Here is a 16878-nt window from a genome sequence, read left to right as displayed (position 1 = left end):
CGTGCGGATGCCGATAAACCTAATATGGGATTGACTACTTGGAAGAATGCACCCTACGAAATGATACACAAACCGGATGTTTCTATTGTAAAGAACTATCTTAATGAAACATAAATGGATGATTTGAACCGTATTGTTTCGATGTATCTGGATTATGCAGAGCGTCAAGCGAAAAAAACAAGTGATGTACATGAAAGATTGGGTGAGAAAGCTGGTCTTGCACTTCAACGAAGAAGCCGTGCTACAACATAGCGGGTAGGTGAGCCACAAGATTGCCAAGGCATTAGCGGAGCGGAAATATGACAAATTCCATGTTAGACAACTCCAGAGCTACGAATCGGATTTTGACAAACTTTTAAAAGTAATGAGCCATGATTAAGAAAACACTTTATTTCGGAAATCCTGTTTATCTATCATTACGAAATGCACAGCTGGTCATCAAGCTGCCTGATGTAGAAAAAGTAACCGCCTTACCGGAAACGTTGAAAAAGCAGGCGGAAGTAACGAAACCTATAGAGGACATTGGAATCGTCGTGTTGGATAACAAGCAGATAACCATCACTTCCAGTGTGTTGGAGGCTTTGCTTGAGAATAACTGTTCCGTAATCACTTGTGATAGTAAGAGTATGCCAGTCGGATTAATGCTTCCTCTTTATGGAAATACTACGCAGAATGAGCGCTTCCGTAAACAATTAGATGCTTCACTTCCTTTGAAGAAACAACTCTGGCAGCAAACAATTCAAACGAAAATCAACAATCAGGCATCTGTACTCAAAGATTGTGTAGACGGGGAAGTAAAGTGTATGCGTGTTTGGGCTGCCAATGTGCGTAGTGGCGACCCAGATAATTTGGAAGCACGTGCTGCTGCATATTATTGGAAGTCTTTATTTGCTGATGTTGATGGTTTTACTCGGGAACGTGAAGGAATTTCTCCCAACAATCTATTAAACTATGGATATGCCATTCTTCGTGCGGTGGTGGCACGTGGGTTGGTAATAAGCGGGTTACTTCCTACGTTGGGTATCCATCATCACAATCGTTACAACGCCTATTGTTTAGCGGATGATATAATGGAACCCTATCGTCCTTATGTGGATGAGGTAGTGTTTAGTTTGATACAAGAGTATGGAAAAAATGCGGAGTTGACAAAAGAGATAAAAGCTCGATTGCTTACAGTTCCGACATTGGAAGTGGCAATTGGAGGCAAGCGCAGTCCGTTGATGGTTGCGGTGGGGCAAACTACTGCTTCGCTTTATAAATGTTTCAATGGAGAGCTTCGTAGAGTTGCTTATCCCGAACGATAGATTATGGATCGCTTTAGTGAATATCGTATTATGTGGGTGCTTGTTCTTTTTGATTTGCCAACTGAGACGAAGAAAGAAAAGAAAGCTTATGCGGATTTCAGAAAGAATCTGCAAAAGGACGGTTTTACGATGTTCCAGTTTTCCATTTACGTGCGCCATTGTGCCAGTAGCGAGAATGCGGCAGTACATATAAAAAGAGTTAAATCTTTTCTCCCGGAATTTGGGCATGTTGGAATCATGTGTATTACAGACAAACAATTTGGAGATATAGAACTTTTTTATGGAAAAAAGGTGCAGAATGTCAATACACCTGGACAGCAATTAGAGTTGTTTTAGAAAATAAAATCTCGCATTGATGCGAGATTTTGGGCTGGAAACACTCTTCTTTTTTCTTTCTCTGGTTGTTTTTTAACTCATTGGAAAGTAATGTGTTATGAGGATTATGATGTTCCCAATGGTTCAAAGATACTAATTTGAAAGTAAATCACAACTAGAGTCTTTTTTGCGGTCGTATATCTCTGATGTTCCCAATGGTTCAAAGATACTAATTTGAAAGTAAATCACAACCGAACGATACGTTGAGGTTCTATACGCTATGATGTTCCCAATGGTTCAAAGATACTAATTTGAAAGTAAATCACAACTATGAAGAAAAAGAAAGAAAAAGACGAAGAGATGTTCCCAATGGTTCAAAGATACTAATTTGAAAGTAAATCACAACACAAAAACGTTGGATGATGTTCAGAAAGGAGATGTTCCCAATGGTTCAAAGATACTAATTTGAAAGTAAATCACAACTACCTGAAGGATAATCGTGTTGGCTATAAAGATGTTCCCAATGGTTCAAAGATACTAATTTGAAAGTAAATCACAACATCATTCTTGTAGTCACAAAGCACCAGAAGATGTTCCCAATGGTTCAAAGATACTAATTTGAAAGTAAATCACAACCAATAGGCTGATCAAGAATTGTAGTTACAAGATGTTCCCAATGGTTCAAAGATACTAATTTGAAAGTAAATCACAACACAGTTGATAAGAACTTCCCACTCAGAGCCGATGTTCCCAATGGTTCAAAGATACTAATTTGAAAGTAAATCACAACTCTTTCACCTCGAGCAGCTCGAGCGTTTTGGATGTTCCCAATGGTTCAAAGATACTAATTTGAAAGTAAATCACAACTGTGTGCGGCATGATAATGGAGGTGGCGGAGGATGTTCCCAATGGTTCAAAGATACTAATTTGAAAGTAAATCACAACTTGCCATTGGTACGTAGGGAGATGGTTGCCGATGTTCCCAATGGTTCAAAGATACTAATTTGAAAGTAAATCACAACTCCATGTTCGCCAACGGTAGCAGCGACTTCGATGTTCCCAATGGTTCAAAGATACTAATTTGAAAGTAAATCACAACGGATTTTCATCGCCCACTTGGCCACGAGGTGATGTTCCCAATGGTTCAAAGATACTAATTTGAAAGTAAATCACAACTTCAAGACCAATCATACATTCGATTGGGACGATGTTCCCAATGGTTCAAAGATACTAATTTGAAAGTAAATCACAACTGCGTTCCTCTTCGGACTCTCCACCTCCGCGATGTTCCCAATGGTTCAAAGATACTAATTTGAAAGTAAATCACAACGCATTGGCCGTTACTCTCCACAAGCATCCTGATGTTCCCAATGGTTCAAAGATACTAATTTGAAAGTAAATCACAACGACACCTCTAAAACATTACGCGCCAGCGGAGATGTTCCCAATGGTTCAAAGATACTAATTTGAAAGTAAATCACAACGCTATCCGCATCATACCTCTCCGGAGAGATGGATGTTCCCAATGGTTCAAAGATACTAATTTGAAAGTAAATCACAACTGCAGTAGGCGATGACATTACCACCCTTGCGATGTTCCCAATGGTTCAAAGATACTAATTTGAAAGTAAATCACAACGCGAAACAAAGAATTTGACAGCCAAAAGTCGATGTTCCCAATGGTTCAAAGATACTAATTTGAAAGTAAATCACAACACCCAATTCCTTTAACTGGTCTTTAATAGGATGTTCCCAATGGTTCAAAGATACTAATTTGAAAGTAAATCACAACGAAATCGGGAGATGTCCAAAAGCAAAAGCCGATGTTCCCAATGGTTCAAAGATACTAATTTGAAAGTAAATCACAACTCTTCTGCCGAACAAGAAAGTCTAAGAAGTGATGTTCCCAATGGTTCAAAGATACTAATTTGAAAGTAAATCACAACTTCGTAAAGCCGCTGAAAGGGGCAGTCTTAGATGTTCCCAATGGTTCAAAGATACTAATTTGAAAGTAAATCACAACGCACAGGTCAATCATAATGCGTAATATTGGATGTTCCCAATGGTTCAAAGATACTAATTTGAAAGTAAATCACAACATCGAAATGCGGATAGAACTCACACGTTTCGATGTTCCCAATGGTTCAAAGATACTAATCTGAGAAAAAACTGTCTTTGAACAGATTTTCGTCAATGACAGGCTAATGCCAATGTTTTATTCTTATGTCTAAATCTAATCTCTAACTAATAATGCGAATCAGTAGTTGGTCTCTGATTCTTGTTTTAAAAAATTAGATAAATGAATGCGATGGCAATTTTTCCCATCGTATGTACTAAAAGTCCGGATGTTGATCTGACTTTCATCGCTCTTTGAATATTTGTTTTCTCATTCAGCCAGTTGAAAAACGACTCTATGGGTTGTCTGACCTTTGAAACAGCAGTAGAGAACAGGTCTCTTCCGGCTTTCTCTCTTTGAGTAATAACCGGAGCCTCCCCTTTTATTGCTTTTACGGGAGTTAGCATAGTTACTCCTTGTTCTTGCTGCTTATTCCTCCAGTAAGAGAAATCCGAGTATATCTTATCAGCGAAGATTTTTCTTTTTATAAGGATGTCAGCAGCTTCTCTTTTAAGAACCGTCAGATCATTCTCTTCTGCCGATGATAAGATAATCATTTCAGGAAATGGAATAGTTCCTTCCCTACGAAAGGCTAAAGCATGGATTTTTAGACCGAAATAATAAATGTTCTTTGTAGAACAGTATCCTTTGGTTGCAATTTCAGTAGCTACCTTTCCTGTTTTATTCTTTCCTGCACAGGTAATAATGGGCATAGAGTCAATAAGTGATGTCATAGAATCGCAATCCTCCGGTTTAAAGAATGTAATGAGATGCTTTACAAGTTCACCAATTGCCTCACTCATCAGGTTTAACCGATAGTTGAATGTCTGATAAGAAGGTAGGTTGGGGAACCATGAGAGCAAATATTCTTCAGTGAATGTATGTATCTCTTTGATTTGGAAGTATCGCTGATAGGCTCCGCAAAACAGATATACGGTAAGCAGTTCCTGGTCTGTAAAGATAGGATTTGCATTATTACTGAATCTCTGGCAGTAAAACTTCAGTGAAGACTGGTAAATATCGCAGATGTACATATATATTTTTATAAGTTTTAGCTCTTTCTCCTTGGGAATCATAATTAGAACAATGAGTGGTTTTATTCTTCTAATATACTGATTTCCAAGGAGATTAAGAAACAAACAGACAAGATAATTAATTGAATAATAACATTTTAACTAACTGAATCAAGTAGGGATTTCAACTACTGATTCGCATTAATAATTGATTATCACCAGATACTCTCCCTTTGCTTCAATGGTGAATTCGATGCCGGTGCACTCGTTGAGTGTGCCCTGCCACCAGTTGGTGAAGTCACTGAGAGGATAGACCAGCCTCTCGGCATGCAGGTTGCAGGCAGTGAAGTTGATGATGGAAACTTGTTGTCCCGGTCGGCAGGGAAAGGAGCAGGCGTCCCGGCAGGGGATGATGGCGCTGTAGTCGGTATAGGTGCATACATCGGCGCCCACACGCATATAGTCGATAAGCAGGCTGATGTTTCCCAGCGTGTGGTCTTCGCGTTTGCCCGTGGCGCCTACAATGGCGATGCGCTGTTTGCCCTGTGCCAGCAGGAAGTTGACGGCTTTGGTCTGGTCGTTGGTATCTTGATCGCTGATGCGATGAAGAAGATGCCCGTAGCGGAGCATATTCTCTTTGCTCAGCGAATCTCCGTCGCCGATAATGGCGTCGGGTATGTTGCCCCGGCGGATGTATTCATCAGCAGCGCCGTCGCAACACACCACGTAAGGCGCTTTTGCCAATACCTCCGATGGCAGAGGATGGGCGGGATATTCTCCGTTAGCCAGAACTACCGCTTCGGCTTTGTTATGTATATTCTTCACTGTCATCTGTCCGCCTCCTCCATCATTCGTTTCCATTTAAAGTAGCCGAAGATAGCGATAATTGTGTAAAGTGCATAGAGAGCGGCAGTAAAATGAAGTTCTTTGTAAATGTACAGGCCGGCACTTACGGCATCTACAGCTATCCATACCCACCATTGCTCCACATATTTGCGTGCCAGCATCCACATGCCGATGATACTGAGTGCGGTGGTGAAGGAGTCTAACCAAGGCACATTGCTGTCGGTGAATTCGATTAATATCCGGGCAATACCGACGAAAGCAACGACAAAGACGGCGGCAAGGGGCGACAGGTAGTGCTTGGGTATGTGGGTAATGGGCAGTTCCGTCTTCTGTCCTTTTGTTCTTTTGTCCTCTCCCCTTTGTGGTGCGCAACTTTTCCGTCTCAAAATAGTTCGTCGCAGGAATGCCCCGTACCTCCACATAACCCAACCGTAGACGGCCGCCCCCAGATAGTAAATATTGATGCCGAAGTCGGCATACAACCCCGCTTCGTAATAGACAAAGATGTAGACGGCAGGCATGACGATGCCTGCTATCCATAGATAGATGCTTGCCCGATACTCCAACCAGAGGTAGAGCAACCCGATGAGCGTGCCCGCGATTTCGAGTGCCTGCTCCATCAGAAATTGATTGCTATATGTCCCAGAATGTTGGTACCGGCTTGCGCGGCATAGCCCGCATAGTTGTAGCGCACCTTGTTATTCTGTTTGTCGAGACTGTAACCACTGCCGGCATAGCCGTTGTTCTCGTACTCTTCATTGAAGAGGTTGTAGACGGTGCAGCCTACAGTGACGGATTTCACTTTAGGCAGCTTGAAGGTGTAGGAAAGGTGCAGGTTGCTGACAAAGTAAGCGTCGAGCATGCAGTCGTCCTGCTTGGCGTTGCTCATGTATTGCTTGCCTACGTATTGCGACTGTAAGGAAGCCTCGAATCCTTTATACGTATAACCGAAGCGGTTGTTCAGAATAAAACCGGGCGAGAAGGCAATGGGGGTGTCGCCATGCTTGATGACCCATGCTTCGGTGCCGGCTTCCTCGCCTTTGAACAGCGTTTCGGTAAAGTTCTTTATGCGGTTTTTGCTCAGTGTGGCATTGGCATCCCATTGGAAGCCGCAATTCAGTTTGATGCCTGCCATCAGCTCGATACCCATGCGGTAGCTGTCCGGAACATTGTTTGCCATCGGCTCGCCTATTTCGTTCAGCTCTCCCGTCAGCACTAACTGGTCTTTGTAGTCCATGTAATAGAAGTTGGCGCCTGCGTGCAGCCACGAGTTGGCAAAGGTATATCCTATTTCGTAGTCGAACAGACGCTCGGCTGCGGGATGTTTGGTGAAGTATCCGTCGGTGTAGTTGTTGCGCGTAGGCTCTTTATGTGCCACGCTGAACGAACCGTACAGGCGGCTGTTACGGTCTATCTGCCATGACAAGCCGGCTTTGGGATTGAAGAAGTCGAACTTTTCATCAATGTTCAGCTTCTGCATGCCGGGATTGGCGGCTGTCCAATCGTATTTGTCGTTCAGTCCGTCTATCTTATAACCGATGTGGCGGTATTGAAGGTCGATGTAGGCGCTGAGTCCGCCAAACAGCTCGTAGTTGGCTTTCAGATAGAGGTTGCCGTCGTTCTTGATGGCGTTGTTGCGGTAGTAGTCGTTATCCGGATTCAGCATCCCGATGTAGTTCTTTACCCAGAGCACTTTGCCGAAATGGTCGCCGTCGTATCGGTTCAGACCGCCTCCCAATGCGGCATACAGGCGGTCGGTCTTGTAGTTGACGGAGAAGATACCTCCTCCGAACCGGTTGTCCATTGCCTTTTTGCGTACAAGGTCGCTTTTCTTTACGGTTTCACCGTTGTGTGTAAAAGGAAGCATGCCGTATTCGGAGAGTGTACGCCTGCCTTTGTATTCCTGATAATATCCGTCGCCTTTGGTGTAGTGCAGACCGATGTTCAGGTTCCACCGTGAAGTGAAATTGTGGTTGAACAACAACTGGTAGTGCTTCTGCGTATAATTATCAGTTTGGTCATCATAGAAGTGGAGTCTTCCGCCTTGTTCCAGCAACGGAGTGACTTTGGGAAGGTTGTAGTCATAGGTTATGTCGGGCTGATGTACGTTGCCGTTTTTGTCTTCGATATACATATATCCGCATGAATTGAAGCGGCGTCCGAAGGTCTTCATCGCTTCCTTGCTGGCATAGTTCCAAGCGTGATAGGTGCGCTCCTTGCCGGCAAACGTAATCAGTTTGATGGAACTGTTGTCCGTGTAATAACCTCCTTGCAGGTAGTAGGAGTTCAAGGCCACGGAAGCCCTGTCTATATATCCGTCTGTGCCGATGTTTGAGAGGCGTACGTCGAACGACCAATGTCCGTCAATCAATCCCGTTCCGGCTTTTACGGTCGCTTTGCGGGTGTTGAACGAACCGTATGAACCATTGAATTCGGCATACGGCTTGAGTGAGAAGTCGCCTGTTTGCATGTTGATACTGGCGCCGAAAGCTCCTGCACCGTTGGTCGATGTGCCTGCGCCACGTTGTACCTGCATGTCTTTGACGGAGGAGGCAAAGTCGGGCATATTCACCCAGAACACGTTGTGGCTCTCCGCATCGTTGATGGGCACTCCGTTGGCGGTGACGTTGATGCGTGTTCCGTCCGTGCCGCGTACTCGCAACGTGGTGTAACCGACTCCCGCTCCGGCATCGCTGGTGGTGATGGCAGAGGGTGTCATACTTAGCAGATAGGGCAGGTCTTGACCGAAGTTCTGTTTTTTCAACTGCTCTTTACCGATATTGGTGAATGCTACCGGTGTGGTTCCCGTGGCTCGTGTGGAGATGATTTCCACCTCTTGCAAGTTCACAACCCGCATGCTGTCCTTTTCGTGGGTCTGTGCGCAGATACTGATTGCTGCCGTCAGCAGGCAGACTGCCATTGCATTTCTCTTCATTTGCAATATTTGTTTAGATTAATATAGAAAAGGGGAACTTTTCTTCTCTTTTCCCTCCGCCGGCATTACCCGGATCAGGTCAATGGGTATGATCTCAGCCCGTCATGTTGGGGCACCCCTTCGTTGAAATCGGGGGCAAAAGTAGGATTTTCTGTCGAAAGTGACAAGCAATGTAGAGGATTTTCGAAGCTATTCACTACTTTTGCATGTCAATAATCCGGCACTGTTTAGTCCGGTGTTCTTTCATATCTTCTTTTGGAGACAGAAAAGAGAAGGGAAAGAAGCCACGGCAAAAGAACCGAGAGTGGAATTGAAGGCCGATTCTTGGAATCGTGTTTGAATCTAACATAATCAAGAGCGAAGTATGTTGTTACCTTTATTATTGTCGGCTATTACCGACCAAGCGTCTGAATTAAGTTTCAGCAAATTGCAATATCTTGTGGAAAAAATGATGGGTTGGGGCGTGGATATCGGCGGACGTATCATTAGTGCCGCGATAATCTATTTTATCGGGCGTATCCTGATATCCCTCATTAAGAAGTTTATTGCCAAAGTCTTGGTGAAAAGAAACATTGACGCCGGTATACAGAGCTTTGTGAGAAGTTTGGTCAACATCCTGCTGACAGTATTGCTGGTAGTGGCTGTCATCGGAAAGTTAGGGATAGAGACCACCTCGTTTGCCGCCTTGCTGGCATCGGCCGGTGTGGCCATCGGTATGGCCTTGTCCGGAAACTTGCAGAACTTCGCAGGCGGACTTGTCATCCTGTTGCTTCGTCCTTATAAAGTGGGTGATTGGATTGAGAGTCAGGGCGTGTCGGGTACGGTGCGCGAAATCCAGATCTTTCACACGATTCTTACCACAGCCGATAACAAAGTGATTTACATCCCCAACGGGGCTTTGAGCAGCGGTACGGTGATTAATTATAGTAAGGAAGATACCCGTCGTGTGGACTGGGTTATCGGTGTGGAATACGGTGAAGATTATAATAAGGTGGAGGAAACTGTGCGTCGCATCATTGCAGCCGATAAACGCATACTGAATACTCCCGAACCTTTCCTGGCTCTCCATGCCTTGGCAGACAGCAGCGTAAACGTCGTTATCCGTGTTTGGGTGAAGAGCCAAGACTATTGGGGTGTCTATTTCGATATGAACAGGATTATCTATTCGGAATTCAACAAAGAGGGCATCAGTTTCCCGTTCCCGCAGTTGACAGTGCATCAGGCAAAGGATTGATGCCGGCGGTTTCCTCCTGTGTTCTTTATCTCTTTATCGGCAATCTTGGAAAAAGCTTTCTGAAACGTACCAGATAAGAGGTGATATTGCTACCGGCTATGATGAGTGTCACGGACAGGATAATCAGCGCTATTCCGAAGCACAGTCTGGGTGTGAACGACTCGCCGAAGATGGTTACTCCGAAAAACACGGCTGTCACAGGCTCCAAAGCGCCGAGGATGGCTGTCGGAGTGGAGCCGATGTACTGAATGGCTTGTGTGGTGCAGAAAAAGGAGATGGCGGTGGGAAACACGGCCAAAGCGAACAGATTGCCCCATAAATACCATTTATCGACGGTGTACAGGCTTTGTCCGAAGTCTACACGAACCAGAAAGAGCGATAATCCGAATAACAATACGTAGAAAGTAATCTTCAGTGTGGCTACATCTTTCAGCCTTGGTCGGTTTACACCCACAATATAGATGGCGTAGGAGAGCGAAGAGGCTACGACCAATGCAATACCCATCAGACTGAGCGTGGCGCCGTCGTCGCCTTTATATAACAGCGCAATGCCGCTCAATGCAAGAAAGATGCACAGAACGGTTTGCAAGGTGATTCTCTCCTTAAAAACAAGGGCCATAATCACTGCCACCAGAATGGGATAAACGAACAATATTGTGGAAGCGATGCCGGCTTCCATGTAGTTGTAGCTTTGAAACAAGGTCAGGGAAGAGATTGCCACTAACCATCCCAACGCAATCAGGGGCAATATGTCTTGCCGCCTCAGCTTGAAACTCCGACCTCGCGCCTTGAGCATGATGCCCAGAATGGAGATGGCAAACAGGTATCTGAAAAACAGAACGGAGTCCGGGTCCATTCCCTCTTTGTAAAGCGGGAGGGCAAACAAGGGGTTCATGCCATAAGATGCTGCAGCAATGCTTCCCAATATATATCCTTTTACTTTTGCATTCATAAGAACTATAAGTTGCTATTCGTTTCGATTCATCATTCTTGAGACTTGCAAAGGTAAATCATACTTTTTATTCCTCGGCTTTTTCCCTTAGAGAAATAATCTATATTTTCATCTGCCTGTGAAGAAACAATGATCATGGGTGCAGAAAGGCATATAAAGCCTGTACAATTTGTACGACCCAATTATGTCTGGGTTCGGAATAGGCGGTTGCTTTCGCTAAAGATGAGGGGGTGCATCCTATCAGTCAGATATTTCTTGCATGCACCGGTTTACAATGGTTAGGCAGAAGAGAAGAGCGCCTTTCGCGCCGACTGCCTTCCCCCCCCCTGTTTGACAACTGCAAGCCTTTGTCGTGACAGACGCAAGTGTTCAAGCCGACAGACACTTGTGTCTGACATGATAGACACAAGTGTTTGAACCGTCAGACGCAAGTGTCTGACGAGTGAGAGGTAAGTACTTGATAACCAATGGGGTTTAGCTTTAGGATACAAGCCTCCGGGTGAGGTTGTCGAGCTGTTTCTTATCCCGAACTTAGGTATAAGATGGATGATTGTGTCTTTGGGGATTTTTTAGAAGAAACAGAAGAGGGAGATAAATAAGAATAAGGCAGATGTCAGATGGAATCCACCTTATTCTTTGGTTTATAGTGGCGGAAGTTCCTGCCGAATGCTTGTGAGACATCAAAAAGCATCTCATTGTTTATCTGCGGGGCTTTGACACCGGAATGAAGCAGAACAGGCGCTGCTTCCACAAAGGCCTCGTCCCACAATGCGGCATCGATGAACGATTGCAATAACATGCCGCCGCCTTCTACAAGAAGCGATTGTAGCCCGCGTTCATAAAGGGCATGCAACATCTGATGAAGGGTATCTTGTGAGTAATCTATCGGAATATATTCCACATTGCGAACCGCTTCATGCGGCTTCTCGGTAAAAACAAGAGTAGGCACGCTGCCGTCAAAGAGTTGCAGGCCGGGAGGCAATGCCGAATAGCGGTCAATAACGACACGTACGGGCGAACGACCATACCAATGGCAAACGGTCAGCCCGGGATTATCCAAAAGGGCGGTGCGGGTACCCACCATGATGGCGCTATGTTCTGCACGCTTCTTGTGTACCAGCATGGATGTCAACGGGCTGGACAATACAACGGGACATCCGCCTTCACGATGAATATCCAAACAACCGTCGGCCGACTCCGCCCATTTCAAGGTGATATAGGGGCGGTGTAGAGTGTGGAAGGTAACAAATCGTTGAATGAGCTGTTTGCATTCCTCTTCCAGAACTCCCACAATTACTTCACGTCCGGCATCTTTCAGTTTCCGTATGCCCCGTCCGGCCACTTCAGAAAAAGGATCGAGACACCCGATGACGATACGGGGAATTTGTTTTTCGATAATCAGGTCGGCACAGGGAGGCGTTTTCCCGTAATGAGAACATGGCTCCAGACTGACATAAATGGTGGAACGTTTCAGTAACGAAGGTTTTTTGACAGAACGGATGGCATTCACCTCGGCATGCGCTTCTCCGCAACGCACATGATAGCCCTCGCCTATAATTTGCCCGTCGCACACAATCACTGCCCCCACCATGGGGTTGGGGGCTGCGTTGCATCGTCCGTTCTGTGCCAGCTGGATGCAACGTCGCATGTATTTATATTCTTCTTCCATTTCCATATTTTCTTTTTCGGTGGACATTCTCTACTCGCTTTTTTCTCTATTTTTGCATCCTGATACAAAAAAGAAAGGTTTCAATGAGTCATCCTGCCCGACATATCCGCACTGTTTTGCAAGCCTGTTACTCCGCACAAGAGGTGGCGGCCCTCTGTCGTATCATTTGCTGTGAAATGTTGGGGCAAAGTTCCGTAGATTATTATCTGGGCAAAGATATAATTTTATCCCCGAACAAAGAAAAGGAATTGGAAAGCATTCTGTGCCGCTTGTGTAAATTCGAACCGATACAATATATACAAGGTATGGCCTCCTTTCTGGGACTCTCTTTTCATGTGGCACCCGGCGTATTGATTCCCCGTCCCGAAACCGAAGAACTGGTGGAAGAGATGCTGAAAGAAATTGCACCGGACAGTCGCATTCTCGACATTGGTACAGGAAGCGGTTGCATAGCCGTCAGCTTGTCGAAAGAACTTCCCGAAGCAGAAGTCACGGCTTGGGACATTTCTGCCGAGGCTCTTTGCATAGCCGAAGAAAACAACAGGCAATTGCAAGCTTCTGTGCGTTTTGTCCGACGTGATGTCCTGACATATCGGCCGACCGATGACGATTGTTTTGATGTGGTCGTCAGTAACCCGCCTTATATTACCGAAGCCGAAAAACAAGACATGGAACGGAATGTGACGGACTGGGAGCCTTCTTCGGCCTTGTTCGTACCGGATGCAGATCCCCTCTTGTTCTATCGCCGTATCGGGGAATTGGGAAGAAACATGCTGGCAGCCGGCGGCAAACTTTATTTTGAAATCAACCGGGCATTCGGAGAGGCTGCTGCGATGATGCTTCGCGAACAAGGCTACACGAAAGTCCACGTCCGAAAAGATATTTCCGGCAACGACCGGTATGTAATAGCAGAAAGAGGATGGAAATAACCGAAACAGAAGCCCTGAAGCGGATGGAAGCTTATTGTTCTACTGCTGAACATTGCAGGGCAGAAATAGTAGAAAAACTTCAGCGAATGGGTGTGTCCCATGATGCCGTAGAACACATCATCAATCGCCTGATAAAGGAGGGGTATATAGACGAGAAACGTTTTTGCCGTGCTTTTATCCATGATAAATACCGTTTTGCCAAATGGGGGAAGTACAAAATAGGCCGGGCACTTCAACAAAAAGAAATCCCCTCGTCCGTCTACCGCATTTTTTTGGATGAGGTTGATGAAGGAGAATATCTTGCCACTCTTCGTAATTTGTTGGCTGCAAAGCGGAAGAACATCCGCGCCAAGAGCGAATACGAACTGAATGGCAAGCTGATTCGCTTCGCCTTGAGCCGCGGATTTGAGATGAAGGACATACGTTGCTGCATCGATGTTTCCGACGAAAATGGCTATCCCGAATAAAAAAATATTGGCATTCTCTTTTCTAATCTCATACAGTTTCTGTATTTTTGTGCCATATTTATCATAACAGTTAGTGTGATTATGAAAACTTTAGAAAGATTGTTTGCAGAAAAGTTGCTGAAGATAAAAGCGATTAAACTACAGCCCGCCAATCCATTTACTTGGGCATCCGGATGGAAGTCCCCATTTTATTGCGATAACCGCAAAACCCTTTCTTATCCTTCTCTTCGCAATTTTGTGAAAACAGAAATTACACGTCTGATTCTGGAACGCTTCGGGCAGGTAGATGCCATTGCCGGTGTGGCAACGGGAGCCATCCCGCAAGGAGCATTGGTGGCCGACGCCTTAAATCTGCCGTTCGTATATGTGCGTTCCACCCCGAAAGATCATGGCTTGGAGAACTTGATTGAAGGCGAACTTCGCCCCGGCATGAAAGTGGTGGTGGTAGAAGACCTGATATCGACCGGTGGGAGCAGCTTGAAAGCTGTAGAGGCCATTCGTCGCGATGGGTGTGAAGTTATCGGTATGGTAGCCGCCTACACTTACGGATTCCCCGTGGCCGAAAAAGCATTCAGGGATGCCAAAGTGCCTTTGGTGACATTGACCAATTACGAAGCTGTGCTGGAGACCGCCTTGCGCACCGGCTATATCGAGGAAAAAGACATAGCAACACTCAATGAATGGCGCAAAGACCCTGCGCATTGGGCTGCCGGGAAATAAATTTTGTTCTTGATAAAATATGGTATGACAAAAGAGCCATTCGGAGCAATCCATGTCCGGATAGTTCTTTTGTCTTTTTAATAGAATCGAATATATGACGAAATTTGAGAGTGGAATAAAGAATATACAGGCTTCACAAGAGGCTGTCTATCAGAAACTGTCCGACTTGAATAATCTGGAGAAGGTGAAGGAACGCTTGCCGGAAGACAAAATAAAGGACTTGACTTTTGATGCATACAGCATGACTATGGAGGTGAATCCCGTAGGGAAAATCACTTTGCAGATCGTAGAGAAAGAGCCTTGCAAGTGCATCAAGTTTGAAACGGCTGCTTCACCGTTTCCGTTTAATCTTTGGATACAAATTCTGCCTGTCACTGCCGGCGAATGCAAAATGAAACTCACCATCGGCATGGATATCAATCCATTTATGAAAGCCATGGTGCAAAAACCCTTGCAGGAAGGCCTTGAAAAGATGGCCGACATGCTCTCCCTCATACCTTACTAACCGCTAAATACTGAATGACGTGGCTCAGAAACTTTGGGAAAAATCAGTCCGGGTAAACAAGGACATCGAACGCTTCACGGTAGGCCGCGACCGTGAAATGGATCTTTATTTGGCAAAATACGATGTGTTAGGATCTATGGCACATATCACGATGCTTGAAAGTATCGGCCTTTTGACTCAAGAAGAGTTAGAGCAACTACTTGCCGGATTGAAAAACATATATGTAATGGCAGAGCACGGAGAGTTTGTGATAGAGGAAGGTGTCGAGGATGTGCATTCGCAGGTGGAACTCATGCTGACACGGAAGTTGGGCGATGTAGGAAAGAAAATACATAGCGGACGTTCACGCAACGATCAGGTGTTGCTCGACCTGAAACTCTTTACCCGTGCAGAGATAAAAGAAATAGCGGAAGCTGTGGAACAACTGTTCCATGTGCTGATCATGCAGAGCGAGCGTTATAGAGGAATACTGATGCCGGGCTATACACACTTGCAGATAGCCATGCCTTCTTCATTCGGATTATGGTTCGGTGCCTATGCGGAAAGCCTGGTAGACGATATGCTCTTCCTGCAGGCAGCGTTCAAAATGTGCAATCGCAATCCTTTAGGTTCGGCAGCCGGTTATGGCTCTTCTTTTCCGCTGAACCGTACCATGACTACTCGCCTTTTGGGTTTCGACTCATTAAACTACAATGTGGTATATGCTCAGATGGGACGTGGCAAGATGGAACGCAATGTGGCTTTTGCTTTGGCGAGTATTGCCGGTACCATCTCTAAACTGGCTTTTGATGCTTGTATGTTCAACAGCCAGAATTTTGGCTTTGTGAAATTGCCCGACGACTGCACTACCGGTTCCAGCATCATGCCGCATAAGAAAAACCCGGATGTTTTTGAACTGACACGTGCCAAATGTAACAAACTGCAATCCTTGCCCCAACAGATCATGATGATTGTCAATAATCTTCCTTCTGGTTATTTCCGTGATTTGCAGATTATCAAGGAGGTCTTCCTGCCGGCCTTTCAGGAGTTGAAAGACTGTTTGCAGATGACCACTTATATCATGAATGAGATAAAGGTGAATGAGCATATTCTGGATGATGACAAGTATCTGCTTATTTTTAGTGTGGAAGAGGTCAATCGTCTGGCGCATGAAGGCATGCCTTTCCGTGATGCTTATAAAAAAGTGGGACTGGATATCGAGGCTGGAAATTTTTCGCATACAAAGGAAGTAGGCCATACGCATGAGGGTAGTATAGGAAACCTCTGTAACACGGAAATCTCTGCATTGATGCAACAAGTAGTGGATGGTTTCAACTTTGAAACCATGAAAGATGCAGAGCGGAAACTTCTTGGCAGGTAGACTCTACGCGCCTTAGTTCTTGCTACTGAATACGATACTTTTTATAAAATATATTTGGCAGGAATGAGAAAACTGCTTATCTTTGCAGCCGTTCTTCCAATGCGGAAATAGCTCAGTTGGTAGAGCACAACCTTGCCAAGGTTGGGGTCGCGAGTTCGAGTCTCGTTTTCCGCTCTCTTTCCCCTTTTTTTCTGTAAGGATGCTCGAATGGTGGAATGGTAGACACGAAGGACTTAAAATCCTTTGGCCATTGCGGCTGTGCGGGTTCAAGTCCCGCTTCGAGTACGATGGAAGCCCTGTAAGTATAAGACTTGCGGGGCTTTGTTTTTTTGCAGGCGATTGTTGCATCTATAAAAAGGGCTTTGTAGCTTGTTTTATGTTTCCTCTCAGTTCGTTCTCTCTGAAGTGTGAGCGGATGTTTCCTAAAGTGTGGGTCTAATCTTGCTCGGATGTGGGCTTACGGAATAATCCGGTTTTGCGATGGTGCAAGTGTAAAGGCTTGAAAAAGGAAAA

Annotated in this window: 16 protein-coding genes, 2 tRNA genes, 1 CRISPR repeat array and 1 riboswitch; of the genes, 12 read left to right on the top strand and 6 right to left on the bottom strand. The window is 45.1% G+C overall.

The genetic code is table 11. The annotated features are described in order from the left end of the window. Positions 1-24 precede the first annotated feature (24 nt). From C3V43_RS15040 to cas2, 4 genes are all read left to right on the top strand, one after another. The gene (locus tag C3V43_RS15040) at positions 25-114 is read left to right on the top strand and encodes a virulence RhuM family protein (protein ID WP_262494717.1); all 90 of its coding nucleotides are present in this window, start codon (positions 25-27) and stop codon (positions 112-114) included. Next, complete coding sequence (locus tag C3V43_RS14915) at positions 115-252, top strand: virulence RhuM family protein (protein WP_234878266.1); 138 nt, start codon at positions 115-117, stop codon at positions 250-252. 119 nt (positions 253-371) lie between these two features. After that, positions 372-1304, top strand: a complete 933-nt coding sequence (cas1, locus tag C3V43_RS07410) for a type II CRISPR-associated endonuclease Cas1 (protein ID WP_106069251.1) — start codon at positions 372-374, stop codon at positions 1302-1304. Positions 1305-1307: 3 nt separating this feature from the next. Beyond that, positions 1308-1640 carry a CRISPR-associated endonuclease Cas2 gene (cas2, locus tag C3V43_RS07405; protein WP_106069250.1) on the top strand — a complete coding sequence of 111 codons (333 nt, stop codon included), beginning with the start codon at positions 1308-1310 and terminating at the stop codon, positions 1638-1640. Positions 1641-1748: 108 nt separating this feature from the next. Then, positions 1749-3718: direct repeats of the CRISPR family, unit length 47 nt; unit sequence GATGTTCCCAATGGTTCAAAGATACTAATTTGAAAGTAAATCACAAC. A gap of 184 nt (positions 3719-3902) precedes the next feature. Here the strand turns inward: cas2 and C3V43_RS07400 are convergent. The 4 genes from C3V43_RS07400 to C3V43_RS07385 form a co-directional block, all read right to left on the bottom strand. Then, positions 3903-4811, bottom strand: coding sequence for a transposase (locus tag C3V43_RS07400; RefSeq protein WP_234878149.1), 909 nt, complete (start codon positions 4809-4811; stop codon positions 3903-3905). A gap of 138 nt (positions 4812-4949) precedes the next feature. Further along, a complete protein-coding gene (locus C3V43_RS07395) occupies positions 4950-5609 on the bottom strand; it encodes a thiamine diphosphokinase (protein WP_235655890.1) in 660 nt (219 codons plus the stop codon). After that, positions 5576-6214, bottom strand: coding sequence for a nicotinamide riboside transporter PnuC (pnuC, locus tag C3V43_RS07390; protein WP_106069248.1), 639 nt, complete (start codon positions 6212-6214; stop codon positions 5576-5578). The genes C3V43_RS07395 and pnuC overlap by 34 nt, the downstream gene beginning before the upstream one ends. After that, entirely contained in the window at positions 6214-8529 is a 2316-nt protein-coding gene (locus C3V43_RS07385) for a TonB-dependent receptor (protein WP_106069247.1), read from the bottom strand. Before C3V43_RS07385 ends, pnuC begins: the two co-directional genes overlap by 1 nt. A gap of 33 nt (positions 8530-8562) precedes the next feature. Continuing rightward, a riboswitch (TPP riboswitch) is annotated at positions 8563-8659 on the bottom strand. Between the two features lie 234 nt (positions 8660-8893). Here C3V43_RS07385 and C3V43_RS07380 point away from each other — a divergent pair. Beyond that, positions 8894-9763 carry a mechanosensitive ion channel family protein gene (locus tag C3V43_RS07380; RefSeq protein WP_106069246.1) on the top strand — a complete coding sequence of 290 codons (870 nt, stop codon included), beginning with the start codon at positions 8894-8896 and terminating at the stop codon, positions 9761-9763. Between the two features lie 25 nt (positions 9764-9788). On the opposite strand, the gene C3V43_RS07375 is transcribed toward C3V43_RS07380, so the two are convergent. Beyond that, positions 9789-10715, bottom strand: coding sequence for a DMT family transporter (locus C3V43_RS07375; protein WP_106069245.1), 927 nt, complete (start codon positions 10713-10715; stop codon positions 9789-9791). A 613-nt stretch (positions 10716-11328) separates the two neighbouring features. Next, the gene (gene ribD / locus C3V43_RS07370) at positions 11329-12384 is read right to left on the bottom strand and encodes a bifunctional diaminohydroxyphosphoribosylaminopyrimidine deaminase/5-amino-6-(5-phosphoribosylamino)uracil reductase RibD (protein ID WP_164996225.1); all 1056 of its coding nucleotides are present in this window, start codon (positions 12382-12384) and stop codon (positions 11329-11331) included. A gap of 83 nt (positions 12385-12467) precedes the next feature. Here ribD and prmC point away from each other — a divergent pair, with 83 nt between their 5' ends. The 7 genes from prmC to C3V43_RS07335 all read left to right on the top strand — a co-directional run bounded on the left by prmC (position 12468) and on the right by C3V43_RS07335 (position 16650). After that, positions 12468-13313 carry a peptide chain release factor N(5)-glutamine methyltransferase gene (prmC, locus tag C3V43_RS07365; RefSeq protein ID WP_106069244.1) on the top strand — a complete coding sequence of 282 codons (846 nt, stop codon included), beginning with the start codon at positions 12468-12470 and terminating at the stop codon, positions 13311-13313. Then, entirely contained in the window at positions 13304-13780 is a 477-nt protein-coding gene (locus C3V43_RS07360) for a regulatory protein RecX (RefSeq protein WP_106069243.1), read from the top strand. Before prmC ends, C3V43_RS07360 begins: the two co-directional genes overlap by 10 nt. An 81-nt stretch (positions 13781-13861) precedes the next feature. Continuing rightward, positions 13862-14500, top strand: a complete 639-nt coding sequence (gene pyrE, locus C3V43_RS07355) for an orotate phosphoribosyltransferase (protein ID WP_106069242.1) — start codon at positions 13862-13864, stop codon at positions 14498-14500. Between the two features lie 94 nt (positions 14501-14594). Continuing rightward, complete coding sequence (locus C3V43_RS07350; RefSeq protein WP_106069241.1) at positions 14595-15005, top strand: SRPBCC family protein; 411 nt, start codon at positions 14595-14597, stop codon at positions 15003-15005. A 19-nt stretch (positions 15006-15024) separates the two neighbouring features. Beyond that, positions 15025-16365, top strand: coding sequence for an argininosuccinate lyase (gene argH / locus C3V43_RS07345; RefSeq protein WP_106069240.1), 1341 nt, complete (start codon positions 15025-15027; stop codon positions 16363-16365). A gap of 101 nt (positions 16366-16466) precedes the next feature. Beyond that, a tRNA-Gly gene (locus C3V43_RS07340) sits at positions 16467-16539 on the top strand. Between the two features lie 27 nt (positions 16540-16566). Beyond that, positions 16567-16650, top strand: a tRNA-Leu gene (locus tag C3V43_RS07335). Positions 16651-16878 lie beyond the last annotated feature (228 nt).

Origin of the sequence: Prevotella heparinolytica (assembly GCF_002998535.1) — a bacterium.
In the GTDB taxonomy this organism is placed as follows: Bacteria; Bacteroidota; Bacteroidia; order Bacteroidales; family Bacteroidaceae; genus Bacteroides; species Bacteroides heparinolyticus.
The sequence above is the reverse complement of the archived record's forward strand: the minus strand, read 5'-3'. Positions and strand labels throughout refer to the sequence as shown.